The sequence below is a fragment of the Streptomyces sp. SID8374 genome (assembly GCF_009865135.1).
Classification (GTDB): Bacteria; Actinomycetota; Actinomycetes; order Streptomycetales; family Streptomycetaceae; genus Streptomyces.
Map to the genome: position 1 here is coordinate 2,554,556 of NZ_WWGH01000001.1, position 22,135 is coordinate 2,576,690.

Below are 22,135 nucleotides of genomic sequence, written 5' to 3' on the forward strand. Positions count from 1 at the left end.
ACCGTGCTCACACCTCGCCGTCGACCAGGTCCCGCAGCCCCTGGGAGATCACCTTGATCTCGTCCGTCTCACCCGTGGCGACATCGATGACCAGCCGCTCCGCCGCGTCGATGCCCGGGCGCAGGTCGACACCGTTCATGGCGAGGAAGGTGACGCAGGAGAGCCAGGCCGTCCTCTTGTTTCCGTCGAAGAAGGAACGGTTGCTCGCCAGTGACTGGAGGAGCGCCGCCGCCTTGTCGATGAGGTCGGGATAGGCCTCCTCGCCGAACATGGCGGCCGAAGGGCGATGGACCGCCGACTCCAGCAGACCGGCGTCCCGGACGACGATCTGCATGTCGTCGCAGGCGTACTCGGCGATCACGAGCACGTCCTCGGAGCTCAGGTAGACGCAGCTCACTTGAGCCGCTCCATGAGCTCGCCCCACTTGGCCGCCTGCTCCTTCGCCGTCTTGCGGACGATGGCCTGCTGCGCCGTTCTGACGAGGTAGTCGTCCACGGCCTGGAGCAGTATGGCGTGCATGCTGGTGCCCTCCTGCTCGGCACGCTGCTTGAGGGCCTCGGTCTGGTCGTCGCGGAGACGCAGGTTCATAGCCATACCGGAACGGTACCAACGGGTGGGGCCAGAGTGGTACCGCTCACTTCTCCCGTACGACCACCCGCGTAGCCACCCACGCCCCCACCACCGCGACCACCGCCATCGGCACGAACACCGCCGCGAAGGCCGCCGGGTGCGAGCCCGTGGCCGCCCCGCTCACCGTGCCGTGGGCCGCCGCGCCCAGGGCCTTGCCGCCGAGTGCCGCGAAGGCGGCGCCGCCGAGGGCCAGGAGCAGGACGTTGGAGAGGCCGTCGGAGATCTGGAGGGCGGCGGAGTTGGATCCCGCCTCCTCCGGGGCCGAGAGCTTCAGCAGGAGCACGCTGGTGGAGGCGATCACCATGCCCATGCCGAAGCAGCCGAAGGCCCAGGCCACGGCGACGATCCAGACCGGGACGGCCGGGATCAGCACGGTGGGGGCGACGGCGATGGACGCGGCCACCAGGACCATCCCGCTCACCATCAGCCGCTCCCGGTACGGCTCCAGGCGCGGCCGGGACTGGACGTACGAGCCGAGCGCCCAGGTCGCCCCGCCCACCGCCAGGGAGAGGCCCGCCATGGTCGGGGTCAGGCCGCGCTGGGTGACCAGCATCAGCGGTACGAAGGACTCCGCGGCGATGAACGAACCGGCCGCCACCCCGCGCAGCAGGATCACCGACGGCAGCCCGCGCGCCGCCCGTACGGTCCCGGTGGGCAGCAGCCCCCGTACGGCGGGCACCAGCAGCGCGACGCCCGCGGCGGCCGGGAGTACGGCCAGCCAGTTCAGCTCCTGGCCCGCGTACTGGAGCAGCCCGGCCCCCGCCGAGATCCCCAGCGCGAGGCGGATGCGCCGGCGGTCGTACGGCTGCGCCGGCGCGTCCGGGTCCGCCGGGCCCGAGGCCATCCGGCGGATCTGCGGAAGGGCCAGGGCCAGCGGGATCACGATGAGGACGGGGATGCCGACGAAGACCCAGCGCCAGCCGAGGTGCTCGGTCACCGTCCCGGCGGCCAGCGGGCCGACCACGGACGGGATCACCCAGCTCGCGGCGAAGGCGGCCATGATGGCGGGCCGGATGCGTTCGGGGTAGGCGCGCCCGATGACCACGTACAGGGCGACGATCACCAGCCCGCCGCCGAGCCCCTGGACCGCCCGGCCCGCGATGAAGACCCACATGGAGCCCGCCGCCCCGGAGAGCAGCAGCCCCGCGCCGAAGGCGGTGATCCCGGTGGCGAGCGGCTGGAGCGGCCCGCGCCGGTCGGCCCACTGCCCGGAGAGCACCATGGCGAAGAGGCTGGTGGTGAAGTACGCGGAGAAGGCGAACGCGTAGAGCGGGATGCCGTGCAGCTCCCGCGCGGCGACCGGCATCGCCGTACCGACCGCCGTCGCCTCGAACGCGATGAGGAAGACCACGGAGACGATCCCGATGCTCAGCGCCCGGTAGGTCCGCCCGAGCACCCCCTCGGCGGCCGCCTCGGTGACCGCCCCGGCCAGATCGTCGGGCAGCGCGTCCGGCATCCCCGGCCGAAGGTCCCCGGGTATGCCGGTCTTCAGATCGGTGGGCAGGTCGGCCGGCAGCCCGGTGGCCGGGTCGGTGGGGCCGCCCGGCAGGTCGTGCGGCAGGTGGGCCCCGCGGTGGTCGTGGGGCAGGTCGGCCCCGCGATGGTCATGCGGCGGATCGGTCGGCGCGGGGCGCGCGGCGTCGGTGCCGTCACGGTGTTCGGGGGCGGTCATGGCCCCAGGGTAAGGGGCGTGGGGCCGTTTGAGCCCTGTCCCTGGGCCCGCCCGGGGTCGTCCCTTGGTCGTAGGCCGCAGGGCCGGGCGTGAACGGCGTATGGCAGTCGCATTGCATACCGGCCGCCACCCTTGTGGTCCGCTCCCCGCGCCCCCTAACGTCGAGGACACAACAGCAAACACATGGCCGTGTGCCCGAGAGGCTCAGGGGCTCGACTGCAACTCGAGTTACACCGGTTCGATTCCGGTCACGGCCTCCAGAAGGACAACGCCCGAAGCGGCGGACACCCCATCGTGCGGGGCATCCGCCGCTTCGTGCTGTTTCACCCGGACGCCGGGTCCAGTGACGGTCGAGGCTCCAGCCCTCCGTCGTTCTCGCAGCCCAGCTCCTTCGCCATGGCCAAGGAGAAGGAGTGGGCCACGGTCGCGTAGGCGTCCTTCAGCTCATCGGGATCACCCTCGGGCTCCGTGGGCATGCCCCCGCGCTCCACGCCGATGTCTACGTGGGCCGGTGCGGAACCGGTCAGCTTCGCGCTCCGGCAGGCAAACCGGATGACCGCGCCGTCCGTCGCGGTCAGCGCACGTTCCCCCATCGGGAGCACGGTGAACTTCGGGGCCGGGTCGCCCGCAGGGGTGCCGTCGGAGCGCAGCCAGGTGATCCTGAGCTCGACCTCCGGCGTTCCGACGGGCGTGTAGATACGGCAGACATCCCCGTCCACGGTGCCAGGGGCCCCGGAAACCCCGCTCAGTTCCTGTGCGGCATGGGCGATGGTGGACTTCTCGGCCGATGCCTCGAACCGCGACGACCCCGTGATCACCTCCAGCGCCTCGGCCGCGTCGGCCGTCACCGCGCTGCTACCGCAGAGCCGCGTCCCCGCCACTGCCGCATCGCTCGGCTTCGCACCCCCCTCGTCCCCTCCCACGCAGCCGGTGGCTCCGAAGACCAGTGAGCCAGCCACGGCTGCGGCGAGGCACCCACCCCGTGCAGCCCTGCTGTTGATCACCATCCGCGTCCTTCCGTGTTCTCGGTCGGCCTCAGCCGGTCTCCGGGTCATTGCCCTGCTGATTCTCGCGAGCATTGCCGACTCCGTAGCCGACGCGCATGGCCACCTTCAAGTCCTGCCCGAACTTGCTTTCGGAGGCCACTCCGTGCTGCCGCATGAACTCCTCCATGGGAGCCTCGGCCATGCGTTCTCCCGCGGAGTGGATCTTGGTCTTCTCCGCCCGGTTCAGATCCTCCACCTTCTCCTTGTGCTCATCCACCGAGTTGTCCGAAATATCGCCAACCGTCTGTCCGATCACCTGTTCCAGAGCACCACTGGCGGTGTCGGTCGCCAGCGGAATCAGCACAGCGGCCGTGCCTACGGCCGCTGTCGCAGGCAAGAAGGCGACGCCCGCCGCCACGCCCGCGACCGCCCCGAACTCGACCCAGCCCGCCCGTTTCGCGACCGCCTTCTCGAAGTCCTCATGGGTCTTGAGGTTCGTAGCCTCCACCTGGTCAGCCCTGGACTGGTCCAGCATGCCCTGCACCTCGGCCCCCACCTGCACGGCCGCCCGCACCGCACCCTCGTCGATCTTTCCGGCCGGGCCGACCTGCCCTTCCAGCGCGCTGCGGGTGTAAGCACCTTCCGCCGCCGAGACAGTCGCGTACGCGTCCGGATGCTGACCGAGAGTGCTGAGGAAGCCTCGGGCGATGCTGCGGCCGTCGCGGCGGTCAGGGTCGGGGTCGGAGCCGGGGTCGGAGAAGTCGATGTGCCCTTCCAGGTTCTTGCCGGGTGCGAAGAGACTGTCGTGCTCGTTCTCGACCAAGGCCCAATTGATGTCGTCGATGTAGCCAGCCCCCATGATCCCGAGGCTGTCGGCCATGCCTTCCTGCTTTTTGAGCAGCCCGGCGTCCCCGCTGTACTTCTCCATGACCTGGCGCATGACGGCCGCGTTGTCGGCATCCCGCACCACTCCGGCGTCCGGATGACCGGCCGGATAGCCCAGCGTCGCCGCCTCCAGCGCATGACCCAGCGCGTCCGGCATGTACTGCCGGGTGGCCTCCAGCTTGTTCGGGTCGGTGGAGTTCATGTCCGGGAACGACTCCCACTTCTCGTTTCCGAAGAAGTCGAGGTAGTTGTCGATGGCCTCGCCGTCCTGCTTGCCGAGATCGGCGGTGGCTCCCTTGTCGACCGTGCCGTCCTCGTTGTAGGCCGTCGGGTCGTCGGTGAAAAAACGCTTCGCCGCGTCCGGGCTGTTTCCCAGAGCCTCCAGCATCGCCGTGACCGGGTCATAGCCGGAACCGTTCCTGCCCGAAGGGTTGAAAGGGCTTCCCAGAAAGCTGTGCACCTGCTTGTTGTCGGCGAACCTGTACGGGTCCTTCTGGTGCAGCTGCGCGACATGCTCGGCGATCGGATTGAGGAACTCGGCGTCGTACTTCCCGTACCGCATGATCCCGCCGAGCAGTTGGTACCCGTACGGGTCGCCGGGGGTGTCGTACTTGGAGAGCGGGATCTGCTGCGTCCCCAGCTTGCGCAGCTCCGGCCCCCACTCCGCCGAGAACGCCTTGTCGTACGAGGCAGTGGCCAGGTTGAGCCCGAGGTTCTTCTGGAGCGCCTGAACGTCCTTGAGCCGCTCCTTGTCGAACTTCATGCCCCTGTACGTGTCCGTCGAGAGCTGCCCGAAGAAGGACAGGGACCTCTCCGGGCCGAGCTTCTCGTAGAAGTTCTTCGAGAACTCCACCGACTTGCTGTTGTCCCTCAGCAGTTCGTTGAGCACCTGGAGTTCGGTGTGGGTGAGGTCGCGGCCCTTGGCGGCCAGCGCGGCGGCCCTGGCGGCCTCCTCCTGGTCCAGCTTCGTGTACTTGGGGGCGCTGAAGTCCTTGCGGTCGGTGACGTTCGCTTCCAGGGCGTTCTTCAACGACACATCGGCGTCGTTGCAGTTGTCCACGATCAGGTCGATCTTCTTCTGCCAGGCGGCGATGTTCTCCTTCTCCTGCCGCACCAACTGCGGGTAGTCGGGGTCGTGGCGCTGCGCGGGAGGCGCGTCCTCCAGCGGCTGACGCGCGAACACCTCGCCGTTCGCGTCGACCCGTATACCGGCCGCCGGTCCTTCGTGATCCCGGATCCCGGCCAGGTCGTCCTTGGCCTTCTTGATGGCCGCGTGACCGTCTTCCAGGATCGCCTTCACGCCCTTGGCCTGGGCCGCCGCGTCCGCGAATTCCTTGGCCGTCCTGCCGATGAACGCCTTGGTGACGCCCGCGTTGAGCCCCTCCCAGTCCGCCTTTTCCGCCCTGACCTTCATCCCGTCGGCGGCCTGGGTGGCTAGCTTGTCCAGCTTGCCCGCCATTTCCGACCAGTCGTCGGCCGCGGCCTTCAGCTTTCCCACGGGGGCATCGATGATGTCCTCGTACTTCAGCATGTGCGTTCCCCCGCGCCCTACTTCAGGTATTCCGTCAGCTTGGAGATCGGCGTCAGGTCCCCCACGACCTTCACCTCGTCCTTGGCGTGCTGCGCCTTTGTGTAGTCCAGGTGGTTCGAGATGTGCGCGCAGGAATCCAGCAGCGTCTTGATCTGGGCTCGCCAGCGGTCGTGCACCTTGAGTACCGCCGCACCGCTCGCGAAGTTGCCGTTGGTGAGCGCGATCGCCGCGTCGAAGGTGGCGGGGCGGGCGTGGTCGCCCTCCTTCGACAGCCTCGTCCTCAGGTCATAGGCGTCGTTCCCGATGGCTCCGAGATCGTCCCGGTTCACCACCAGGTCGGGTGTGCCGCCCCCGCCGCCCTCCGACGGAACTCCGTTGATGCGCATGGCGGTCCGTTCGGCTGCTGCCGCGCGTAGTTCGGACCATTCCTCGTCGAATGTCATGAGATTCCCCCTTCACCTGCTGAGCGCCCGGCGGCGCTCAGGCCGCCGTCTTCAGCGCCTTCATCACATCGCGCATGTCACTGATCAGGTCGGCGTCGTACGAGTCCGACTCATAGTCGGACGACGACCCGTCCGACTCTTCCCCGCCTTGTGCCGCGTGGTTCGTCGAGACGAAGAGGTCGAGTGTGATGACGGCGGCGCCCTCCACCACGCTCAGCCGCGATTCCCGTCCCCGGGTCAGCAGATAGGCGCGGTCCCCGAGGCCGGGCACCAGCACCGGTCGCTCCGCGTCGGCTTCCGCCACGCCCGACGGTCCCCGGCCGGCTTCGAACACGGGCCGGGGGTCGGTCTTCTTGTACACCTGGACCGTCAACTCGACCTGGGCGAAGGTGGACCATCCCTTGTCGTCCTCGGCGGTGCCCTCCGGGGAGCTGGCTCCCATGAAGCAGTGGATCTCGTCGAGTGCCGGGTGTTCGATGCGTCCCGGGGAGAGCGAGGGGCCGCCTTCCCGTTTTCCCACCGACGCGGTCAATGCTTTCATCTGCAACGCGGAGCACGAGCGTCCGCCCAGCTGGTAGCCGTGCGGGTCCGCCTTCCGGTCGATGCCGTCCCCGTACGCGAAGACAGCCGTCGCCCATATCGCGGAGGCTGTCAGCGCTCCGGCCGCGGCCCACAGCAGGCCGTGTCCGCGTCTGCGTCCGGACGTGGGCTTCCGGTCGAAGTCGCCCACCGCCTCCGGAGTGTGTTCCGGTCCGAACTCCCCTATCAGCTCCGGCTCGGAAATCATGTCCGGTACCCCCCTGGTCAAGAAAACGGCGCGCGTGCGCCGCCTGTCAGCCCTTCGTGGCCGCCACCGCCGCTTGCGGGCGTACCGGCAGGCGGTTCACCGGGCGGCCGGTGGCCGAGCGGACCGCCGAGGCCACTGCGGCCGGGGCCGTCACCACGGGGACGGCCGAGGCCGGTTTGGCGCCGAACGGGGCCACCACGTCCCGCTCCTCGACCAGCTTCACGATACGGATGTCCGGGGCGTCCAGCGAGGTCGGGAGCGCGTAGCCGGTCAGGTCGGGGTGGCGGATCAGACCTCTCGCGGTGCGGAGGTTCTCGGTGAGGGCCGCGCCGATGCCCTGGGTGATGCCTGCCTCGATGCGGGTCCTGAGCTGGGCGGGGTTCAGGACGCGGCCCACGTCCTGGGCCACCGCCATCTCGACCACGCGGATCGACCCGAGTTCGATGTCTACGTCGACCACCGCCCGTACCGCGCAGAACGCGAGGCCCACGAACGCGTCGCCCTGGCCGGAGCCGTCCAGCGGTTCGGTGGGGTGGGGGCGGCACTGGGCGGTGGCCCAGAGCTCCTTGCCGTCCATCGCCTCCATGACCGTGGTGGAGAGGACCCCGTCGTACGAGGTGATCTTGCCGTCGGCGATCTGGAGCAGCTCCGTGGACATGCCGAACTTGTGGGCCAGCGGCTGGAGGAGCTGGGTGCGGACCATCTTCGCCGCCCGCTCCACCGCCCCGCCCGAGACCCAGGTGTGGCGGCCGTGCGTCGCCGGGCCCGCCGGGGGCTGGTCGGTGTCGACGGCGGCCACGTGGACCTCGTCCACGCCCAGGACCTCCTGGACGATCTGGCGGGCGAGAGTCGTGAAGCCCTGGCCTGTTTCCACTGCCGCGCAGATCACCGTGGCCACGCCGTCGTGGACCCGGACCGTGGCCGTGGAGACCTCGTCCGCGCCCTCGGCGCCGAGCATGTGGACCATGCCGACCCCGTAGCCCACGCCCCGGCGGATCGCCCCGGGTTCGCCCGCGCCCTCGGGGCCGCCGGGCAGCAGCCAGTCGTCCTCCGGGGTGTCCTTGGGGAGGGCGGGCAGGGGGGCGTCTCGGACCGCGCGGAGCAGTTCGGCCACCGGGGCCGGGCAGGTCACCGTCTGGCCGGTGGGCAGGATGTCGCCCGTCGAGAGCGTGTTGCGCAGGCGCAGTTCGGCCGGGTCGATGGAGAGCTTCGCGGCCAGCTTGTCCATCTGGCCCTCGTACGCCGCGCAGACCTGCATCGCGCCCTCGCCGCGCACATGGCCGGAGGGCGGGTTGTTGGTGCGGACCGCCCAGCCCTCGATGAAGGCGTGCGGGACGACGTACGGGCCGCAGGCGAAGGCCACGGCGGCGGCCAGCGACTCCGAGGAGGAGTCGGCGTACGCGCCCGCGTCCAGCAGGATCTGGGCCTCCACCTTGACCAGCCGGCCGTCGGCGTCCGCGTGGTGGCGGTAGCGCAGGAGGGTGGGGTGGCGGTGGGCGTGGCCGAGGAAGGACTCCTCGCGGGTGGCGGCCAGCTTCACCGGGCAGCCGGTGCGCAGGGCGAGCAGGCCCAGCGGGATCTGGAAGCCGGGGTCCTCGCGGTCGCCGGTCGCGCCGGGGACGCCGGTGACGACGACCTTGACGCGGTCCGGCTCCAGGCCGAAGCAGGCGGCGGCCAGATCGCGGTCGGTGTGCGGGTCGGTGGAGGCGGTGTAGATCTCGACGCCGCCGTCGGGGCGGGGCACGGCGAGCCCGGCCTCCGCGCCGATGGGGGCCGGGTCCTGGCGGCCGATGCGGTAGAGGCCCTCGACGATGACCTCGCCGGTCGCCTCGGCGTCGCCGTACCGCAGGGGGATGTGCCGGATCAGGTTGCCGTCGGGGTGCAGGGGCTCCGCCGCGAACGCCTTCTCCGGGTCCGTGACCGGCTCCAGCACCTCGTACTCGACGGCGACGGCGGCGGCCGCCAGCCGTGCGGTGTCCGGGTGGTCGGCGGCGACGGCGGCGATCGGCTCACCGTGGTGGCGGACCAGCTCGGAGGCGAAGACCGGGCGGTCGACGACGCTGCGGCCGTAGTTGCTGTCCCCGGGGACGTCCTCGTGCGTGACGACCGCGCGCACCCCGGGCATCGCGGCGGCGGCCGAGGTGTCGATCGACAGGATGCGGGCGTGCGGGTGCGGCGAGCGGAGCACGGAGGCCCAGAGCAGCCCCTCGGCCCAGAGGTCGGCGGCGTAGGGGAAGGTGCCCTCGGTCTTCGCGCGGGCGTCGGCGGGCGGCAGCGAGGCGCCCAGGCCCATCAGGGGCGGCTCCTGGCCGGGTCCGTCGCCCGGTCCCCCGGCCGCGTCGATCCTGGGCAGGCTGGTGCTGGTCGCGTTGGCCGCGGTGGCTGCGTCGCCGCTCACGCCGCCTCCTTGTCGTTCGCCCCGCCGCGCCGACGGCGGTGGGTGACCTGTGGTGTCGCGTGGTGCTGGTCGGCCCGGTTGCCGTGGGCCGCGGGTCTGCGCGCGCCGATCACTGCGCGCCTCCCTCGTGCGGGTGGTGCTGGTGCTGTGGCTGTACGCCGCCGGCGCCGGGCTCGGCCTGGTGCGGGATGCGGGCCTCGTCCTGGGCGGCGACGGACGCCTCCGCGCTCGCCTCGCGGGCCGCGACGACGTCCGCGACCGCGTCGAGTACGCCCCGGTAGCCGGAGCAGCGGCAGAGGTTGCCGCAGAGGGCCTGGCGGGTCTCCAGCTCGCTGGGGGCGTGGTTGCCCTCCAGCAGGTCGTGGACGGTCATCGCCATGCCGGGGATGCAGAAGCCGCACTGGACGGCCCCGCAGGCGGAGAGCGCGCGCTGGACGTCGGAGGGTTCGCCGTCGACGGCCAGCCCCTCGACCGTACGGACCTCGCTGCCCGCGGCCGTCGCGGCGGGCACCAGGCAGGAGGCGACCAGGCGGCCGTCGACCTGGACGTTGCACGCCCCGCACTCGCCCTGCGAGCAGCCGTCCTTGGCCCCGGCGAGGCCCAGGCGCTCGCGGAGCACGTAGAGCAGGGACTCGCCGATCCAGGCGTCGGAGACCGGGCGGTCCACGCCGTTGACGTGCAGGAGGTAGGAGGCGGCGGGGTGTTCGCTGGGTACGTCGACGGGGGCGGTGGCCGGGTCGTGCGCGGGGTCGTGGGCCGGGTCCGGCTCGGGTTCCGCTTCGGGGGCCTGTTCCGCGTCCGCCTCGGCGAGGGCTGGTGCCGTTTCCTCGGAGGGGGGGCCGGTCTCGGCCTCGGTGGGCGCTTCCGGGGCGGTGTCGGCCGGGGGTTCCGCTTCCGGTTCCGGTTCCGCTGCGGTGAGGGGTTCGGCCGGCTCCTCCGCCTCCTCGGCGGCGAGCGGGTGCGCACCCGTCCCGGGGTCGGCGGCGGGGTGGGCCGCCGCGTGCTCCTCGTCCGGGCCGGGGCGCACGGGCGCCGGGGACTCCTCGGGCTGCGGCTGGGTGGCCCAGGGGGCGGGGGCGCCGCCGGGGAGCGTGGCCGGGCGCGTGTCGTCCGCGTACCACTGCTGCGAGGCCGCCGCCGAGGCCAGGAATTCGCCCGACTCGTCCGGAAGATCCCCGTCCGCGACCGGGATCGTCCACTGGCCGGTGTGGCCGACGTGCGTGGGCTGACCCGTGTGCGCGGTGTGGCCTGAGGTGTCGGTGTGCGTGGGGGTGTCGGTGTGGCCGGTGTGGCTGGTGTGGCCGGTGTGGTCCTGGTGGCTCGCGGGGTCGCCGGGGCCGGTGTGACCCGCGTAGTCGCCGGGGCCCGTGTGGTCACCAGGGGCCGCGTGGCCCCCGTGGTCCGCGTAGTGGTCCGGGCCGGTGTGGTCCGGGTACTCCGCACCACCCGTTCCGGAGCCCGAGTGCTCCTGGTACTCCCCGGGCCCGTTGTGGTCCGGGTACTCCCCCGCGCCCGGCTGCCCCGGCTGCTCCCCCATCGCCTCGGTGAAGTTCCACTGGGCCGTGGAGTGCGAGGTGTTCTGGTACGGCTGCGCGTAGCCGCCCTGCTCGTTCGGGTCCGGCCAGTGCACCGCTCCCGGGACCGACTCCTCCTGGGCGCGCCGCTCCGCCTGCGCCTGCTGCTGGCTCTGCGTCTGGACGACCCAGCTGCCCGTCGCGGCCGGGTCCAGACCGGCGGCCGGGGTCAGCGGCACGATCATCGGCGGTACGTAACCGTGGCCGGGGGCGGCCAGGGGCGCGGCCGCCAGGTCCTCCGGCGGGAGCTGGACGAACGCGGTGGCGTCGGCGTCGTACTCACCGCTCTGCGGCGTCGGCTCCCAGCCCCCGTACCGGGGGTCGGGGCCGTCGCCGTGCCCGTGCTGGTCGGAGGTTTCCTCATTGCTCACGACAGTGCCCTCCCCAGTGCGCGTCGGGCGAGCGCGGCGACGGTGCGCCGCAGGTGGAGTACGGCCGGGGACAGCGGCGGGGCCTCCGAGCCGTCGGCCGGCGGCTCGTGGTCCGGGATGCAGGCGGCGGCGACGTACTCGCCGAAGGCCGCCAGCGCGTCGGGCGCCAGGCCCCGTTCGCCGTCCCAGTCGATCAGCGAGGCGATCCAGCGCTCCGCCTCCAGCGGGCGCAGCGGCATCGGGGCGATGGCGCCGACCGCGCAGCGCACGCCGCGCCGGGCCGGGTCCAGCACGATGGCGACCGAGGCGGTGGCGCGGCCGGGGCCGGTGCGGCCGGTGGCCTTCAGGAACACCTGCGGGGCGTGCAGCAGCGGTACGCGGACGAAGCCGATCAGCTCGGCGGGGGCGAGCATCTCGCGGCCGGCCAGCAGGTGCGAGACCGGGACCTCGCGGCGCGTGCCGCCGGGTCCGGCGACGACCAGCTCGGCCTCCAGGGCGGCCAGCACCGGCAGGGCGTCGCCGGTGGGCGCGGAGGTGGCGATGTTGCCGCCGAGGGTTCCGGCGTTGCGGATCTGGGGCGGGCCCGCGGCGCGCGCGGAGGCGGCGAGGGCGGGGATCAGGGCGGCGAAGTCGGGCCGTCCCATGCGGGCGTGGGTGAGGCCGGCGCCGAGCAGGGCGTGGCCGTCCTGGTAGTGCCAGCCGCGCAGCTCGCTGATCCGGCCGAGGCCGACCAGTCCCGAGGGGCGCAGGAGCCCCTTGTTCACGGCCGCCATCAGGTCCGTTCCCCCCGCCACGGGGACGGCGGCAGGCATGGCTTCCAGCGCCGCCACGGCCTCGTCCAACGAGGCCGGCAGCGTCACCGACTGCATCGCCTGCGGTGCGTGCGTGGTCAACCCAGCTGCCCCTTCCCGGTCTCCCGGCTGGTCCGCCTGTTCCGCCGTACGGTACGTGTTCACAGGCCGGACGTGGCAACTCTGGCACATCTTCCGATGGGACCGGCGCGAGGGTCCGCGAAGGGTGGATCCGTCCCTGACCTGGGGGATGATCCGGTTTCGCACCTCTTCGGAGTGGAGGGTGAATTGCCACTCTTCAGCGATGCTTGTACGACTTATTCCGTTCGTTCCGGGGCGGGTTCGGGGCGACTCGAACCCGCCCCGCCCCGCCCCGGCGTAAGCCGGTTCCGGGGCTCACACCACCGGCGGCGCCCCTTCGATCGGGCGGCCGAGGACGCCGGGCCGCCGCTGCCACGGCAGCGGGCCGCCCGGTCGGCGGTAGTCGACGCCGAGGGCGTCGAGACGGGCGTACTGGCCGGCCATGCGCTCCTCGAAACCGGCGAAGTCCCGGTCGGCCGGGGCCGGCAGGGGCGTCCAGGCGACCTCGGCGAAGGCGGCGAGGCGCGGGAAGACCTGGTAGTCGACGCGTGACCTGTTCTGCATCACCTCGGTCCACACGTTGGCCTGGGCGCCCAGGATGTGACGGACCGCCTCCTCGCTCAGCCCCGGCGGAACGGGTTCGAAGCGGTAGACGTCCTCCAGGGTGCGGACGTACCCGATGGGCATCGGCTCGTCGGGGCCGCCGTCCTGACGGTGGTCCAGATACACCTGCTGCTCCGGGCACATCACCACGTCGTGTCCGGCCTCGGCGGCCGCGATGCCTCCGGCGTAACCACGCCAGGAGGAGACCGCGGCGCCCTCGGGGAGGCCGCCTTCGAGGATCTCGTCCCAGCCGATGAGGCGGCGGCCGCGTCCGGTGAGCCAGGTGTCGAAGTGGCGGATGAACCAGGACTGGAGCTCGTCCTCGTCCTTGAGGCCGAGTTCGGCGATCCGGGCCTGGGCGGCCGGGGACTGCTTCCACTGGTCCTTGAGGCACTCGTCGCCGCCGACGTGGATGAACGGCGAGGTCTCGGCGGGGAAGAGCTCCAGGAGCTCCTCGAAGACGCCCTCGTAGAAGCGCAGGGTGTTGTCAGTGGGGGCGAGTACGTTCGGACTGATGCCCCAGGTGTCCCAGACGGAGAGGGTGGTGGTGTCGATGACGTCGGTGTTGCCCAGCTCGGGGTACGCACTGATGGCGGCCTGCGCGTGGCCCGGGATGTCGATCTCGGGGACGACGCGGATATGCCGCTCGGCGGCGTAGGCGACGATCTCGCGGATGTCGTCCTGGGTGTAGTGGCCGCCGTAGGGGGTCTCGTCCCACAGCTCGGAGGCCCGGTGGCCGTACTTGGTGCGCGAGCGCCAGGCGCCGACCTCGGTCAGGCGCGGGTGGCGCTTGATCTCGACGCGCCAGCCCTGGTCGTCGGTGAGGTGGAAGTGGAAGACGTTCAGCTTGTGGGCGGCGAGGAGGTCGAGGTAGCGCAGGACGTCGTCCTTGGGCAGGAAGTGCCGGGCGACGTCCAGCATCAGGCCGCGCCAGCCGAAGCGCGGTTCGTCCTCGACGGCCACCACCGGGACCTCCCAGGTGCGCCCCGGGGCGATGGGCGCGCGCCGGAAGGCGTCCGGGCCCAGGAGCTGGCGGAAGGTCTGCGCCCCGTGGTGGAGCCCGGCCGGGCTGCCGCCGGTGATGCGTACGGCCTCGGTGTCGACGCTCAGGCGGTACGCCTCGGGGGCCAGCGCCGGGTCCAGCGAGAGCTCCACGCGGGGGCCCTCGGTGCCCGGCGGCAGCTCCAGTCCGGTGGCCGCGCCGACCGTGGCCCGCAGCAGGCGGGCGACGCCCTCGGTGCCCGGCGCCGCGCTGAGCACGGTCCCCTCGTGCAGCGGCCGGTACGCCCGCCCGGACCCCGCCCAGCTGACCTTGCGCGGGGCGGGGATCAGGCCGAGAGCCGTCGTGTCATCGGATGTCATGACGTCAGTCCTTTACCGCTCCGCCCAGTCCGGAGACGAGGCGTCGCTGTACGAGTACGAAGAAGACGAGGACGGGAATGGTCATCACCGTCGAGGCTGCCATGATCCCGCCCCAGTCGTTCTCGTCCGGCTTGAAGAAGACCAGCAGCGCCATCGGCAGCGTCGACTGGGAGGTGTCGCTGATGATGAACGACTTCGCGAACAGGAAGTCGTTCCAGGTGGTGATGAAGGAGAAGACGCTGGTCGCCACGAGGCCCGGGAAGACCAGCGGGAAGAGGATCTGCCACAGGAAGCGGGTGCGGCTCGCCCCGTCGATGTAGGCGGCCTCCTCCAGGGCTTCGGGGACCGCCCTGACGAAGCCGCGCAGCATCCAGATGGCGAACGGCAGCGAGAAGGCGAGGTGCGGCAGGATCAGCGAGCCGAGCGTGTTGAGCTGGCCGAAGTCCCGCATCAGGAAGAACAGCGGGATGGTCAGCGCCTCCACCGGCACCATCTGCGCCACCAGGAACATGATGAGCAGCGTGGTGCGGAACTTGAAGCGGAAGCGGGTCACGGCGGTGGCGGCCAGGAAGGCGATCAGCGCGGAGGCGATGACGACGGTGCCCGCCACCAGCAGGCTGTTGAGGAAGTAGCGGCCGAAGTCCTGCTGTTCGAAGACCCGGCGGAAGGAGTCGAGGGAGGGGGCGAGGGTCCAGGGGCGGGGGGTGGTCGACTGGATCTCCCCGGCCGGTTTGAAGGCGGAGAGCACCATCCAGTAGAGGGGGAAGGCGACCGCGACGGCGATCACCAGGGCGGTGGCCTCGGCGGCCAGCCTGCCGGGCCGCTTGACGCGCAGCAGCGTACGTACGCCGCCACCGCGTCCAGGGCTCTCGCGTACCGCACTGTCGGTCGTCATGCTCACAGTTCCTCCCCCTGGCGACGCACCAGGCGCAGATAGACCAGCGTGACGGCCAGCAGGATCACCAGCATCACGACGCCGATCGCAGAGCCGAGGCTGTACTGCGAGGACGCGAACGCCTTCTGGTACGCGTACACGTTGAGCACCAGGTTCTGCCCGGCGATGCCGCCGCCGTTGGTCATGACGTAGATCTGGGTGAAGACCTTGAAGTCCCAGATGATCGACTGGATGGTGACGACGATCAGGATGGGCTTGAGCATCGGCGCCATGATGGTCCGCCAGATCCGCCACTGGGAGGCGCCGTCCAGCGAGGCGGCCTCCAGCACCTCGGTGGGGATGGCCCGGATGCCCGCGTACACGGTGACCATGACGAACGGGAACGAGCACCACAGGACTTCGAGGAGGACGAGCGCGAAGGCGCTGTAGCGCCCGTACGTCCAGGAGAAGTCACCGAGCCCCAGCACCTTGTTGACCGGTCCGAAGTCGGGGTCGAAGAGGAAGACCCAGACCGTGGAGCCGGTGATCGCGGGGGTGGCCCAGGCGCCGAGCGCGGCCATCATCAGCGCGAGCCGGGGCAGGGCGCGGATGCGGGTGAGCAGGACGGCGAGCGCGCAGCCGACGAAGAGGGTGGAGACGACGCAGGCGGCGGCGAAGAGGACGGTGGCGAGGAGGACCTGCCAGAACTGGCTGTCGTTGAAGAGGGTGGCGTAGTTGCCGAACCCCTGGAAGGTGGTCGGTTCGCCGCCGCTGACCTGGGCCTGGGTGTACTCCAGGAACGAGATCAGGCCGAGCTGGTAGATCGGGTAGACCAGCAGCCCGGCGAGCAGGACGAGGGCGGGCAGCAGATAGAGCCAGGGGGTCCAGCCGGAGTGCCCCTTGGGGGACACGGAGCGGCCGCGCCGGGGCGGGCGGCCGGCGGGGGTGCCGGGGCCCGCCCCGGCCGCGGCGGCGGCCGGGGTCTTGAGTGCGGTGGTGGGCGTGGTCATCGTCAGCCCGCGTCGGTGAAGGCCGCGTCCATCTTCTTCGCCGCGTCGTCCGAGGCCTGGGCCACGTCCTTACGGCCGGAGACGATCTCCTGGAACATCGTCGGCAGGACCAGCGAGGCGTCGATCTGGCCCCAGGCGGGCGAGGCGGGGACGAACTTGGCGCCGGCGCCGAGGGTCTGGACGAACGGGGCGACGAAGGGCTGCTTCTTGGCGGCGTTGTCCAGGACGTCGGTGTAGGTGGGCAGGAAGCCCATCGCGTCGAACATCTCGGCCTGGGTCTTCTTGCCGGTGAGCGACTTCATCAGGTCGACGGCGAGGGTGCGGTGCGAACTGCTCTTGAGTACGCCGATGTTGTTGCCGCCCGCGAAGGCGGGGGCGATGGAGTTCGGGGCGATGCCGGGCAGCGGGACGACCGCGTACTTGCCCTTGACCGAGCCCGTCTCGACGGCCGCGTGGCTGAAGTCGCCGCCGATGGCCATGGCGGCCTTGCCGGAGGCGAAGGCGGTGACGGTGGCGTTGCCGCCCATGGAGGCGCACTTGGCGGCCGGACAGTTGTCGTCGCCGAAGAGGGAGGTGTAGGCCTCGATGCCCTTGCGGGCCTTCTCGCTGTTGATGGCCGACTTGTACGTACCGCCGCTCTCGCCCGCGATCTCGCCGCCGTGGGACCAGATGAAGGGCATCGCGCCGTAGGTGTAGGCGCCGCCGACCGCGAGGCCGTAGAGGTCGGGCTTGGCCTTGCGGATCTTCTTGGCGGTGGAGATCAGCTCGGCCTGGGACTTGGGGGGTTCGATGCCCAGGTCCTTGAAGACGTCGGTGCGGTAGTAGAGGGCGCGGACGCCGACGAAGAAGGGGGCGCCGTAGACCTTGTCGCCGACGGTGACGGACTGCTTGGCGATCGGGTCGGTGTCCTTGGCCTCCTCCCAGGCGCCGAACTCCTCGGTGACGTCCGCGAGTCCGCCGTCCTTGACGTATCCGGCGGTGTCGCTGTTGCCGTACTCGATGAGGTCGGGGGCGCTCCTGGGGTCGTTGAAGGCGGCCTTGATGCGCTGGGCGCGGGTGTCGACGGGTATGTACTCGACCTTGACCTTCGCGCCCTGGTGGCTCTTCTCGAAGGCGGCGACGGCGTCGTCGACGACCTTCTCCTTGGGCTTGTTGCCGACCTCCTGGAAGAGCCAGACACGGAGGGTCCCGCTCTTGTCGTCACCCTTCGCACTGGTGTCGGAGGTCTGCGGCGCGCAGGCGGTGGCGGTGAGGCCCGCCAGCACAAGCGCCGCAACCGGGGCGGCAATTCGGGCAGAAAGCTTCATCCGGGAACCCCTACCGGTCATCCGTTGCATCATGTGCAACGTGCGTTTCGTTCTGCACAACTGGCAGGAGAGTAAGTCCGGTTCGAGCGCCCGACAAGTGGTCTCCACCACTCTGTGACCAGCCGACGCAGCCCGTGCAACGCGAGCACAACCGGTCACGATCCGTCACCGGGAACGCAAAAGGCCCCCGGCACGCGCGTCGACCGCGCGTGCCGGGGGCCGTGGACCTGAGGAGAACCCGGGCCTTACTTCTTGCCCTTGTCCTTGCCGCCCTTGCCCTTGTCCTTGTCGCCGCCGGCGCCCATGGACTCGTAGATCTCCTTGCACATGGGACAGACCGGGTACTTCTTGGGGTCGCGCCCCGGCACCCAGACCTTGCCGCACAGCGCGACCACGGGAGTGCCCTCCAGGGCGCTCGCCATGATCTTGTCCTTCTGGACGTAATGGGCGTAGCGCTCGTGGTCGCCGTCGCCCCTCGACACCTGCGGCGTCGGCTCTACGAGGGTCCCCGTACCTGCCCCGCGATCGGGCTCAAGAGTGCTCATAACCGCCAAGGGTACTGAAGAAGAGGGGGTTCAGTTGAGTGAAGGGTCGTCCGGATACGTGGCGATCATCGCCAGCTCGCTGCGCTGGCGGCGGAGCACCGCGCGCCAGAGGTTCTCCGGGCGCGGGGAGGAGACGTCACCGGGCTCCGACTCGACCACGTACCAGGCGCCCTCGGTCAGCTCGCCCTCCAGCTGACCTGGCCCCCACCCCGCGTACCCGGCGAAGATCCGCAGCGACCCCAGGGCCGGTCCGAGCAGCTCCGGCGGGGTGTCCAGATCGACCAGGCCGATCGCCCCGTGGACCCGGCGCCAGCCGAGCGGCCCCTCGTCACCGGGGATCACCGCGACGCCGAGCGCGGAGTCGAGGGAGACCGGGCCGCCCTGGAAGACGACGTCCGGCTCACCGGTCAGCCCGGCCCACGAGTCGAGGATGTCACCGACCCCCACCGGGGTCGGGCGGTTGAGGACCACGCCGAGGGAGCCCTCCTCGTCGTGGTCGAGGAGGAGCACCACCGCGCGGTCGAAATTCGGGTCCGCGAGGGCGGGTGTGGCCACGAGCAGTCGCCCTGTGAGCGAGGACACCTCCGTCATGGCAGAAATGATCCCGCATCTTCGCCCTCCGCGGGGGCCGGGCGTGCGTGATGACCACCTCAGGAGAGCGAGCGCAGCTCAGGGCGCACGGAGGCACGGGGAGCGCACCGCGCGGGCAGGATCCGGGGGCCATCCGGACGGTGACCCTCCGCAAGATCGGGTGCGCGGAGGGTGTTGTGGCGGATTCATGACGTTCGTACACCCCCCTTCGCCTTACGGAAGGGGGGTAGGAGGCCATTACCCTTTTCGTTGGCCCCCTGCCCGACCACTCCGGAACGCGAGATACATGACCGGCACAGACGATGTCCTGCTTGTCCACGGCGGCACCCCGCTGGAGGGCGAGATCCGCGTCCGAGGCGCCAAGAACCTGGTGCCGAAGGCAATGGTCGCCGCGCTGCTCGGCAGCGGGCCCAGCCGCCTCCGCAACGTTCCCGACATCCGTGACGTACGGGTCGTCCGGGGGCTCCTCCAGCTGCACGGCGTCACCGTCCGCCCCGGCGACGAGCCGGGCGAACTGATCCTCGACCCCTCGCACGTCGAGTCGGCGAACGTCGCCGACATCGATGCCCACGCGGGTTCGTCGCGCATCCCGATCCTCTTCTGCGGCCCGCTGCTGCACCGCCTCGGCCACGCCTTCATCCCGGGCCTGGGCGGCTGCGACATCGGCGGCCGGCCGATCGACTTCCACTTCGAGGTGCTCCGCCAGTTCGGCGCGACCATCGAGAAGCGGGCCGACGGCCAGTACCTGGAGGCCCCGCAGCGGCTGCGCGGCACCAAGATCCGGCTGCCGTACCCCTCGGTGGGCTCCACCGAGCAGGTGCTGCTCACCGCCGTCCTCGCCGAGGGCGTCACCGAGCTGTCCAACGCGGCCGTGGAGCCGGAGATCGAGGACCTCATCTGCGTATTGCAGAAGATGGGCGCGATCATCTCCATGGACACCGACCGGACCATCCGGATCACCGGTGTCGACAAGCTGGACGGGTACACCCACCGGGCGATCCCGGACCGTCTGGAGGCGGCCTCCTGGGCGTCTGCGGCGCTGGCGACCGAGGGCAACATCTACGTGCGCGGCGCCCAGCAGCGTTCGATGATGACCTTCCTCAACACCTTCCGCCGGGTCGGCGGCGCCTTCGAGATCGACGACGAGGGCATCCGCTTCTGGCACCCGGGCGGCGCGCTCAACGCCATCGCGCTGGAGACGGACGTCCACCCCGGCTTCCAGACCGACTGGCAGCAGCCCCTGGTGGTGGCGCTGACGCAGGCCGCGGGGCTCTCCATCGTCCACGAGACGGTGTACGAGTCGCGGCTCGGCTTCACCTCCGCGCTCAACCAGATGGGTGCGCACATCCAGCTCTACCGCGAGTGCCTGGGCGGCTCCGACTGCCGCTTCGGCCAGCGCAACTTCCTGCACTCGGCGGTCGTCTCCGGGCCGACGAAGCTCCAGGGCGCCGATCTGGTCATCCCCGACCTGCGCGGCGGCTTCTCGTACCTGATCGCGGCGCTGGCGGCCCAGGGCACCTCCCGGGTCCACGGCATCGACCTGATCAACCGCGGTTACGAGAACTTCATGGACAAGCTGGAGAAGCTCGGCGCGAAGGTGGAGCTGCCGGGCGGTTCCCTGGTCTGACCCCGCACAGTGCTGCCGCACACAGCGCTGCGCACCCGGTGCCTCGGCCCCTCACAGGGTCCGGGGCACCGTGCTTTCCCGGGACCGCGCGAACCGCCCCGGCGTGGTCCCCGCGATCCGCTTGAAGTGCCGGGTCAGGTGGGACTGGTCGTGGAAGCCAACGGCGGTGGCCGCCTCGCCGGGCGGCACCCCGTCCAGCAGCAGCCGGCGGGCCCGGTCGACCCGGCGGGCCGTCAGGTACTGGTGCGGCGCGATCGCGTACGCCGCGCTGAACGCCCGTACGAGATGGGTCGGGTGCGCGTGGACCAGCCGGGCCGCCTCCGCCAGGGTGATGCCCTCGCCCAGCCGCTCGTCCAGGAGCTCACGCAGGTCCCGGGCGACGCCGGGGCCGGGCGGCGGGCCCTGCGGGGCCTCCACAGGCCCCAGGTGGCCCCTCAGCCGCTCCCCGATGAACGCCAGGCGGCTCTCCGCCTCGAAGGCGTCGCCCGGGTCCGCCAGGGCCGTGTGGAGCCGGGCGACGCGGGTGCGCAGGAGCGGGTCGGCGAGGTCGGGGGTGTCCACGGCGGGGCCGATGTAGCGCGCGTCCAGCTGCGTCATGTCCAGGTAGAGCACCCGTTTGCGGAAGCCGTCGGAGGTCGCGGGCGAACCGTTGTGCGGGACCTGCGGCGGCAGCAGGCTCACCGTGCCGCCCGGGGTGCCGCGCTCGTGGCGGTCCAGGTCGTAGCGGACGGCCCCGTCGTCGACGATCAGGAGCGTCCAGGCCTCGTGCACGTGCATCGGGTAGGCGTGCTCGGTGAAGCGGGCGTGGAAGACCTCCACGACGCCCGGGACCGCCGGACGCCAGGCCGAGACCTCCTGCCGTGCCACCACGCTCAGAACGTACAAGACCCGGCCCGGGGCCACCGGCCAGTCTCGGACCATGAGAAACACGCACGAGACGGCGAACGGAACCATGGCCACCGACGAGGCGCCCGTCCGCTTCGACACCAAGATCGCGGTGCTGCTCCGCGACGACCTGGAGACCTGGCAGCGCCTGAACGTGACCGCCTTCCTGGTCAGCGGCCTGGGGACGGCGGCGCCCGAGGTGATCGGCGAGCCCTACGAGGACGCCGACTCCACGGCGTACCTGCCGATGCTCCGGCAGCCGGTGCTGGTCTTCGAGGGGGCGAAGGAGACGCTGACCGCCGCGCACACCAAGGCGCTCTCCCGGTCCCTGACGGTGGCGGTGTTCACCTCGGACCTGTTCGGTACGGGGAACGACCGGGACAACCGGGCGGCGGTACGGGCGGTGGGGCGGGACGCGCTGGATCTGGTGGGGCTGTCCGTGTACGGGCCCCGTAACGCCGTGGACAAGGTCCTCAAGGGCGCGCGGATGCATCCCTGACCCCGGGCGGCCCCGGCGGCGTACGAGGAGCTGAGCGGGGCGCATGTGCCCCTGGCATGCGCGAAGGCGGCCACCCCTGGTCGGGGGTGGCCGCCCTCATTGCGCCTTGGAGGGTTACTTACCCTTGGCGGCTTCCTTGAGCTTCGAGCCCGCGGAGACCTTCACGCTGTAGCCGGCGGGGATGTTGATCGGGTCGCCGGTCTGCGGGTTGCGAGCGGTGCGAGCGGCACGGTGGGTGCGCTCGAAGGTCAGGAAGCCGGGGATGGTGACCTTCTCGTCGCCCTTGGCGACGATCTCACCGACGGTCTCGGCGAGCGCGGCCAGCACGGCGTCGGCGTCCTTGCGAGTCACCTCGGCGCGGTCGGCCAGGGCGGCCACCAGCTCACTGCGGTTCATGTTGTTACTCCCGTGTTCTTCTTGCCTGTGAGGCGTGAGATCGAAGCCGATGCTGCCAGGGCCCTCTGACAGTCCCCGGACCCGGGTCTGATGTCAGACCCTCGCGCCCGATTACGCATCCTGCCCCCACCTGCGGCGGGAAAGCCAATCCGGAACCCTTCAGGGTCAACGAAAAGCGCCACTGCCTGCTCGTGGTGACGTTCCGTCGGCTTCCCTTAGCGGTCCGCAGCGGATGCCGGGCCCTACGGGGCCCATCTGCCCGCCCACCCTAAAGGGGCGTTTGGGGC

20 protein-coding genes and 1 tRNA gene are annotated in these 22,135 nt (G+C 71.1%); 3 read left to right on the plus strand and 18 right to left on the minus strand.

Annotated features, from left to right (window positions below; all coding sequences use genetic code 11):
* Nucleotides 1–7: 7 nt before the first annotated feature.
* Genes GTY67_RS11315 through GTY67_RS11325 form a run of 3 tightly spaced genes read right to left on the minus strand, consistent with a single transcriptional unit; the run spans nt 8 to nt 2,086 of the window.
* Nucleotides 8–397 carry a type II toxin-antitoxin system death-on-curing family toxin gene (locus tag GTY67_RS11315; RefSeq protein WP_161278568.1) on the minus strand — a complete coding sequence of 130 codons (390 nt, stop codon included), beginning with the start codon at nt 395–397 and terminating at the stop codon, nt 8–10.
* Nucleotides 394–594: a ribbon-helix-helix protein, CopG family gene (locus tag GTY67_RS11320; protein ID WP_161278569.1), complete on the minus strand. Its 201-nt coding sequence runs from the start codon at nt 592–594 to the stop codon at nt 394–396. Before GTY67_RS11320 ends, GTY67_RS11315 begins: the two co-directional genes overlap by 4 nt.
* 40 nt (nt 595–634) lie before the next feature.
* Nucleotides 635–2,086, minus strand: coding sequence for an MFS transporter (locus GTY67_RS11325; RefSeq protein WP_237502751.1), 1,452 nt, complete (start codon nt 2,084–2,086; stop codon nt 635–637).
* A gap of 401 nt (nt 2,087–2,487) precedes the next feature.
* Between GTY67_RS11325 and GTY67_RS11330 the strand changes: the two genes are divergently transcribed.
* Nucleotides 2,488–2,562: transfer RNA gene (locus tag GTY67_RS11330), tRNA-Cys, on the plus strand.
* Nucleotides 2,563–2,625: 63 nt separating this feature from the next.
* Here GTY67_RS11330 and GTY67_RS11335 read toward each other — a convergent pair.
* The 13 genes from GTY67_RS11335 to GTY67_RS11395 form a co-directional block, all read right to left on the minus strand.
* Nucleotides 2,626–3,309: a hypothetical protein gene (locus tag GTY67_RS11335; RefSeq protein ID WP_202461936.1), complete on the minus strand. Its 684-nt coding sequence runs from the start codon at nt 3,307–3,309 to the stop codon at nt 2,626–2,628.
* A 28-nt stretch (nt 3,310–3,337) separates the two neighbouring features.
* Nucleotides 3,338–5,704 carry a hypothetical protein gene (locus GTY67_RS11340; protein WP_161278571.1) on the minus strand — a complete coding sequence of 789 codons (2,367 nt, stop codon included), beginning with the start codon at nt 5,702–5,704 and terminating at the stop codon, nt 3,338–3,340.
* A 17-nt stretch (nt 5,705–5,721) separates the two neighbouring features.
* A complete protein-coding gene (locus GTY67_RS11345; RefSeq protein WP_161278572.1) occupies nt 5,722–6,147 on the minus strand; it encodes a hypothetical protein in 426 nt (141 codons plus the stop codon).
* A 37-nt stretch (nt 6,148–6,184) separates the two neighbouring features.
* On the minus strand, nt 6,185–6,934 hold the full coding sequence (locus GTY67_RS11350; RefSeq protein ID WP_161278573.1) for a hypothetical protein: 750 nt from the start codon (nt 6,932–6,934) through the stop codon (nt 6,185–6,187).
* 46 nt (nt 6,935–6,980) lie between these two features.
* Complete coding sequence (locus GTY67_RS11355; RefSeq protein ID WP_093688779.1) at nt 6,981–9,332, minus strand: molybdopterin cofactor-binding domain-containing protein; 2,352 nt, start codon at nt 9,330–9,332, stop codon at nt 6,981–6,983.
* A 109-nt stretch (nt 9,333–9,441) separates the two neighbouring features.
* Nucleotides 9,442–11,277, minus strand: coding sequence for a 2Fe-2S iron-sulfur cluster-binding protein (locus GTY67_RS11360; RefSeq protein WP_161278574.1), 1,836 nt, complete (start codon nt 11,275–11,277; stop codon nt 9,442–9,444).
* Nucleotides 11,274–12,170 carry an FAD binding domain-containing protein gene (locus GTY67_RS11365; RefSeq protein WP_161213682.1) on the minus strand — a complete coding sequence of 299 codons (897 nt, stop codon included), beginning with the start codon at nt 12,168–12,170 and terminating at the stop codon, nt 11,274–11,276. Before GTY67_RS11365 ends, GTY67_RS11360 begins: the two co-directional genes overlap by 4 nt.
* A 294-nt stretch (nt 12,171–12,464) precedes the next feature.
* Nucleotides 12,465–14,114, minus strand: coding sequence for a beta-N-acetylhexosaminidase (locus GTY67_RS11370; protein WP_161278575.1), 1,650 nt, complete (start codon nt 14,112–14,114; stop codon nt 12,465–12,467).
* A gap of 4 nt (nt 14,115–14,118) precedes the next feature.
* Nucleotides 14,119–15,009, minus strand: coding sequence for a carbohydrate ABC transporter permease (locus GTY67_RS11375; RefSeq protein WP_093688785.1), 891 nt, complete (start codon nt 15,007–15,009; stop codon nt 14,119–14,121).
* 2 nt (nt 15,010–15,011) lie between these two features.
* The gene (locus GTY67_RS11380; RefSeq protein ID WP_093688787.1) at nt 15,012–15,998 is read right to left on the minus strand and encodes a sugar ABC transporter permease; all 987 of its coding nucleotides are present in this window, start codon (nt 15,996–15,998) and stop codon (nt 15,012–15,014) included.
* A 2-nt stretch (nt 15,999–16,000) separates the two neighbouring features.
* Nucleotides 16,001–17,305, minus strand: a complete 1,305-nt coding sequence (locus GTY67_RS11385) for an extracellular solute-binding protein (RefSeq protein WP_161278576.1) — start codon at nt 17,303–17,305, stop codon at nt 16,001–16,003.
* Between the two features lie 245 nt (nt 17,306–17,550).
* On the minus strand, nt 17,551–17,850 hold the full coding sequence (locus GTY67_RS11390) for a DUF3039 domain-containing protein (protein ID WP_029395429.1): 300 nt from the start codon (nt 17,848–17,850) through the stop codon (nt 17,551–17,553).
* Between the two features lie 30 nt (nt 17,851–17,880).
* Nucleotides 17,881–18,441: a YqgE/AlgH family protein gene (locus tag GTY67_RS11395; RefSeq protein ID WP_093688791.1), complete on the minus strand. Its 561-nt coding sequence runs from the start codon at nt 18,439–18,441 to the stop codon at nt 17,881–17,883.
* A 286-nt stretch (nt 18,442–18,727) separates the two neighbouring features.
* Between GTY67_RS11395 and murA the strand changes: the two genes are divergently transcribed.
* Nucleotides 18,728–20,068, plus strand: coding sequence for a UDP-N-acetylglucosamine 1-carboxyvinyltransferase (gene murA / locus GTY67_RS11400; RefSeq protein ID WP_015608864.1), 1,341 nt, complete (start codon nt 18,728–18,730; stop codon nt 20,066–20,068).
* A 51-nt stretch (nt 20,069–20,119) separates the two neighbouring features.
* On the opposite strand, the gene GTY67_RS11405 is transcribed toward murA, so the two are convergent.
* Entirely contained in the window at nt 20,120–20,989 is an 870-nt protein-coding gene (locus GTY67_RS11405) for an AraC family transcriptional regulator (RefSeq protein WP_161278577.1), read from the minus strand.
* Between GTY67_RS11405 and GTY67_RS11410 the strand changes: the two genes are divergently transcribed.
* Nucleotides 20,988–21,452 (plus strand): DUF2000 domain-containing protein, encoded by a 465-nt coding sequence (locus GTY67_RS11410; protein WP_161278578.1) that lies wholly within the window; start codon nt 20,988–20,990, stop codon nt 21,450–21,452. The genes GTY67_RS11405 and GTY67_RS11410 overlap by 2 nt on opposite strands.
* Before the next feature lie 114 nt (nt 21,453–21,566).
* Here the strand turns inward: GTY67_RS11410 and GTY67_RS11415 are convergent, their stop codons facing one another.
* On the minus strand, nt 21,567–21,848 hold the full coding sequence (locus GTY67_RS11415; RefSeq protein ID WP_003968811.1) for an HU family DNA-binding protein: 282 nt from the start codon (nt 21,846–21,848) through the stop codon (nt 21,567–21,569).
* Nucleotides 21,849–22,135: the final 287 nt, after the last annotated feature.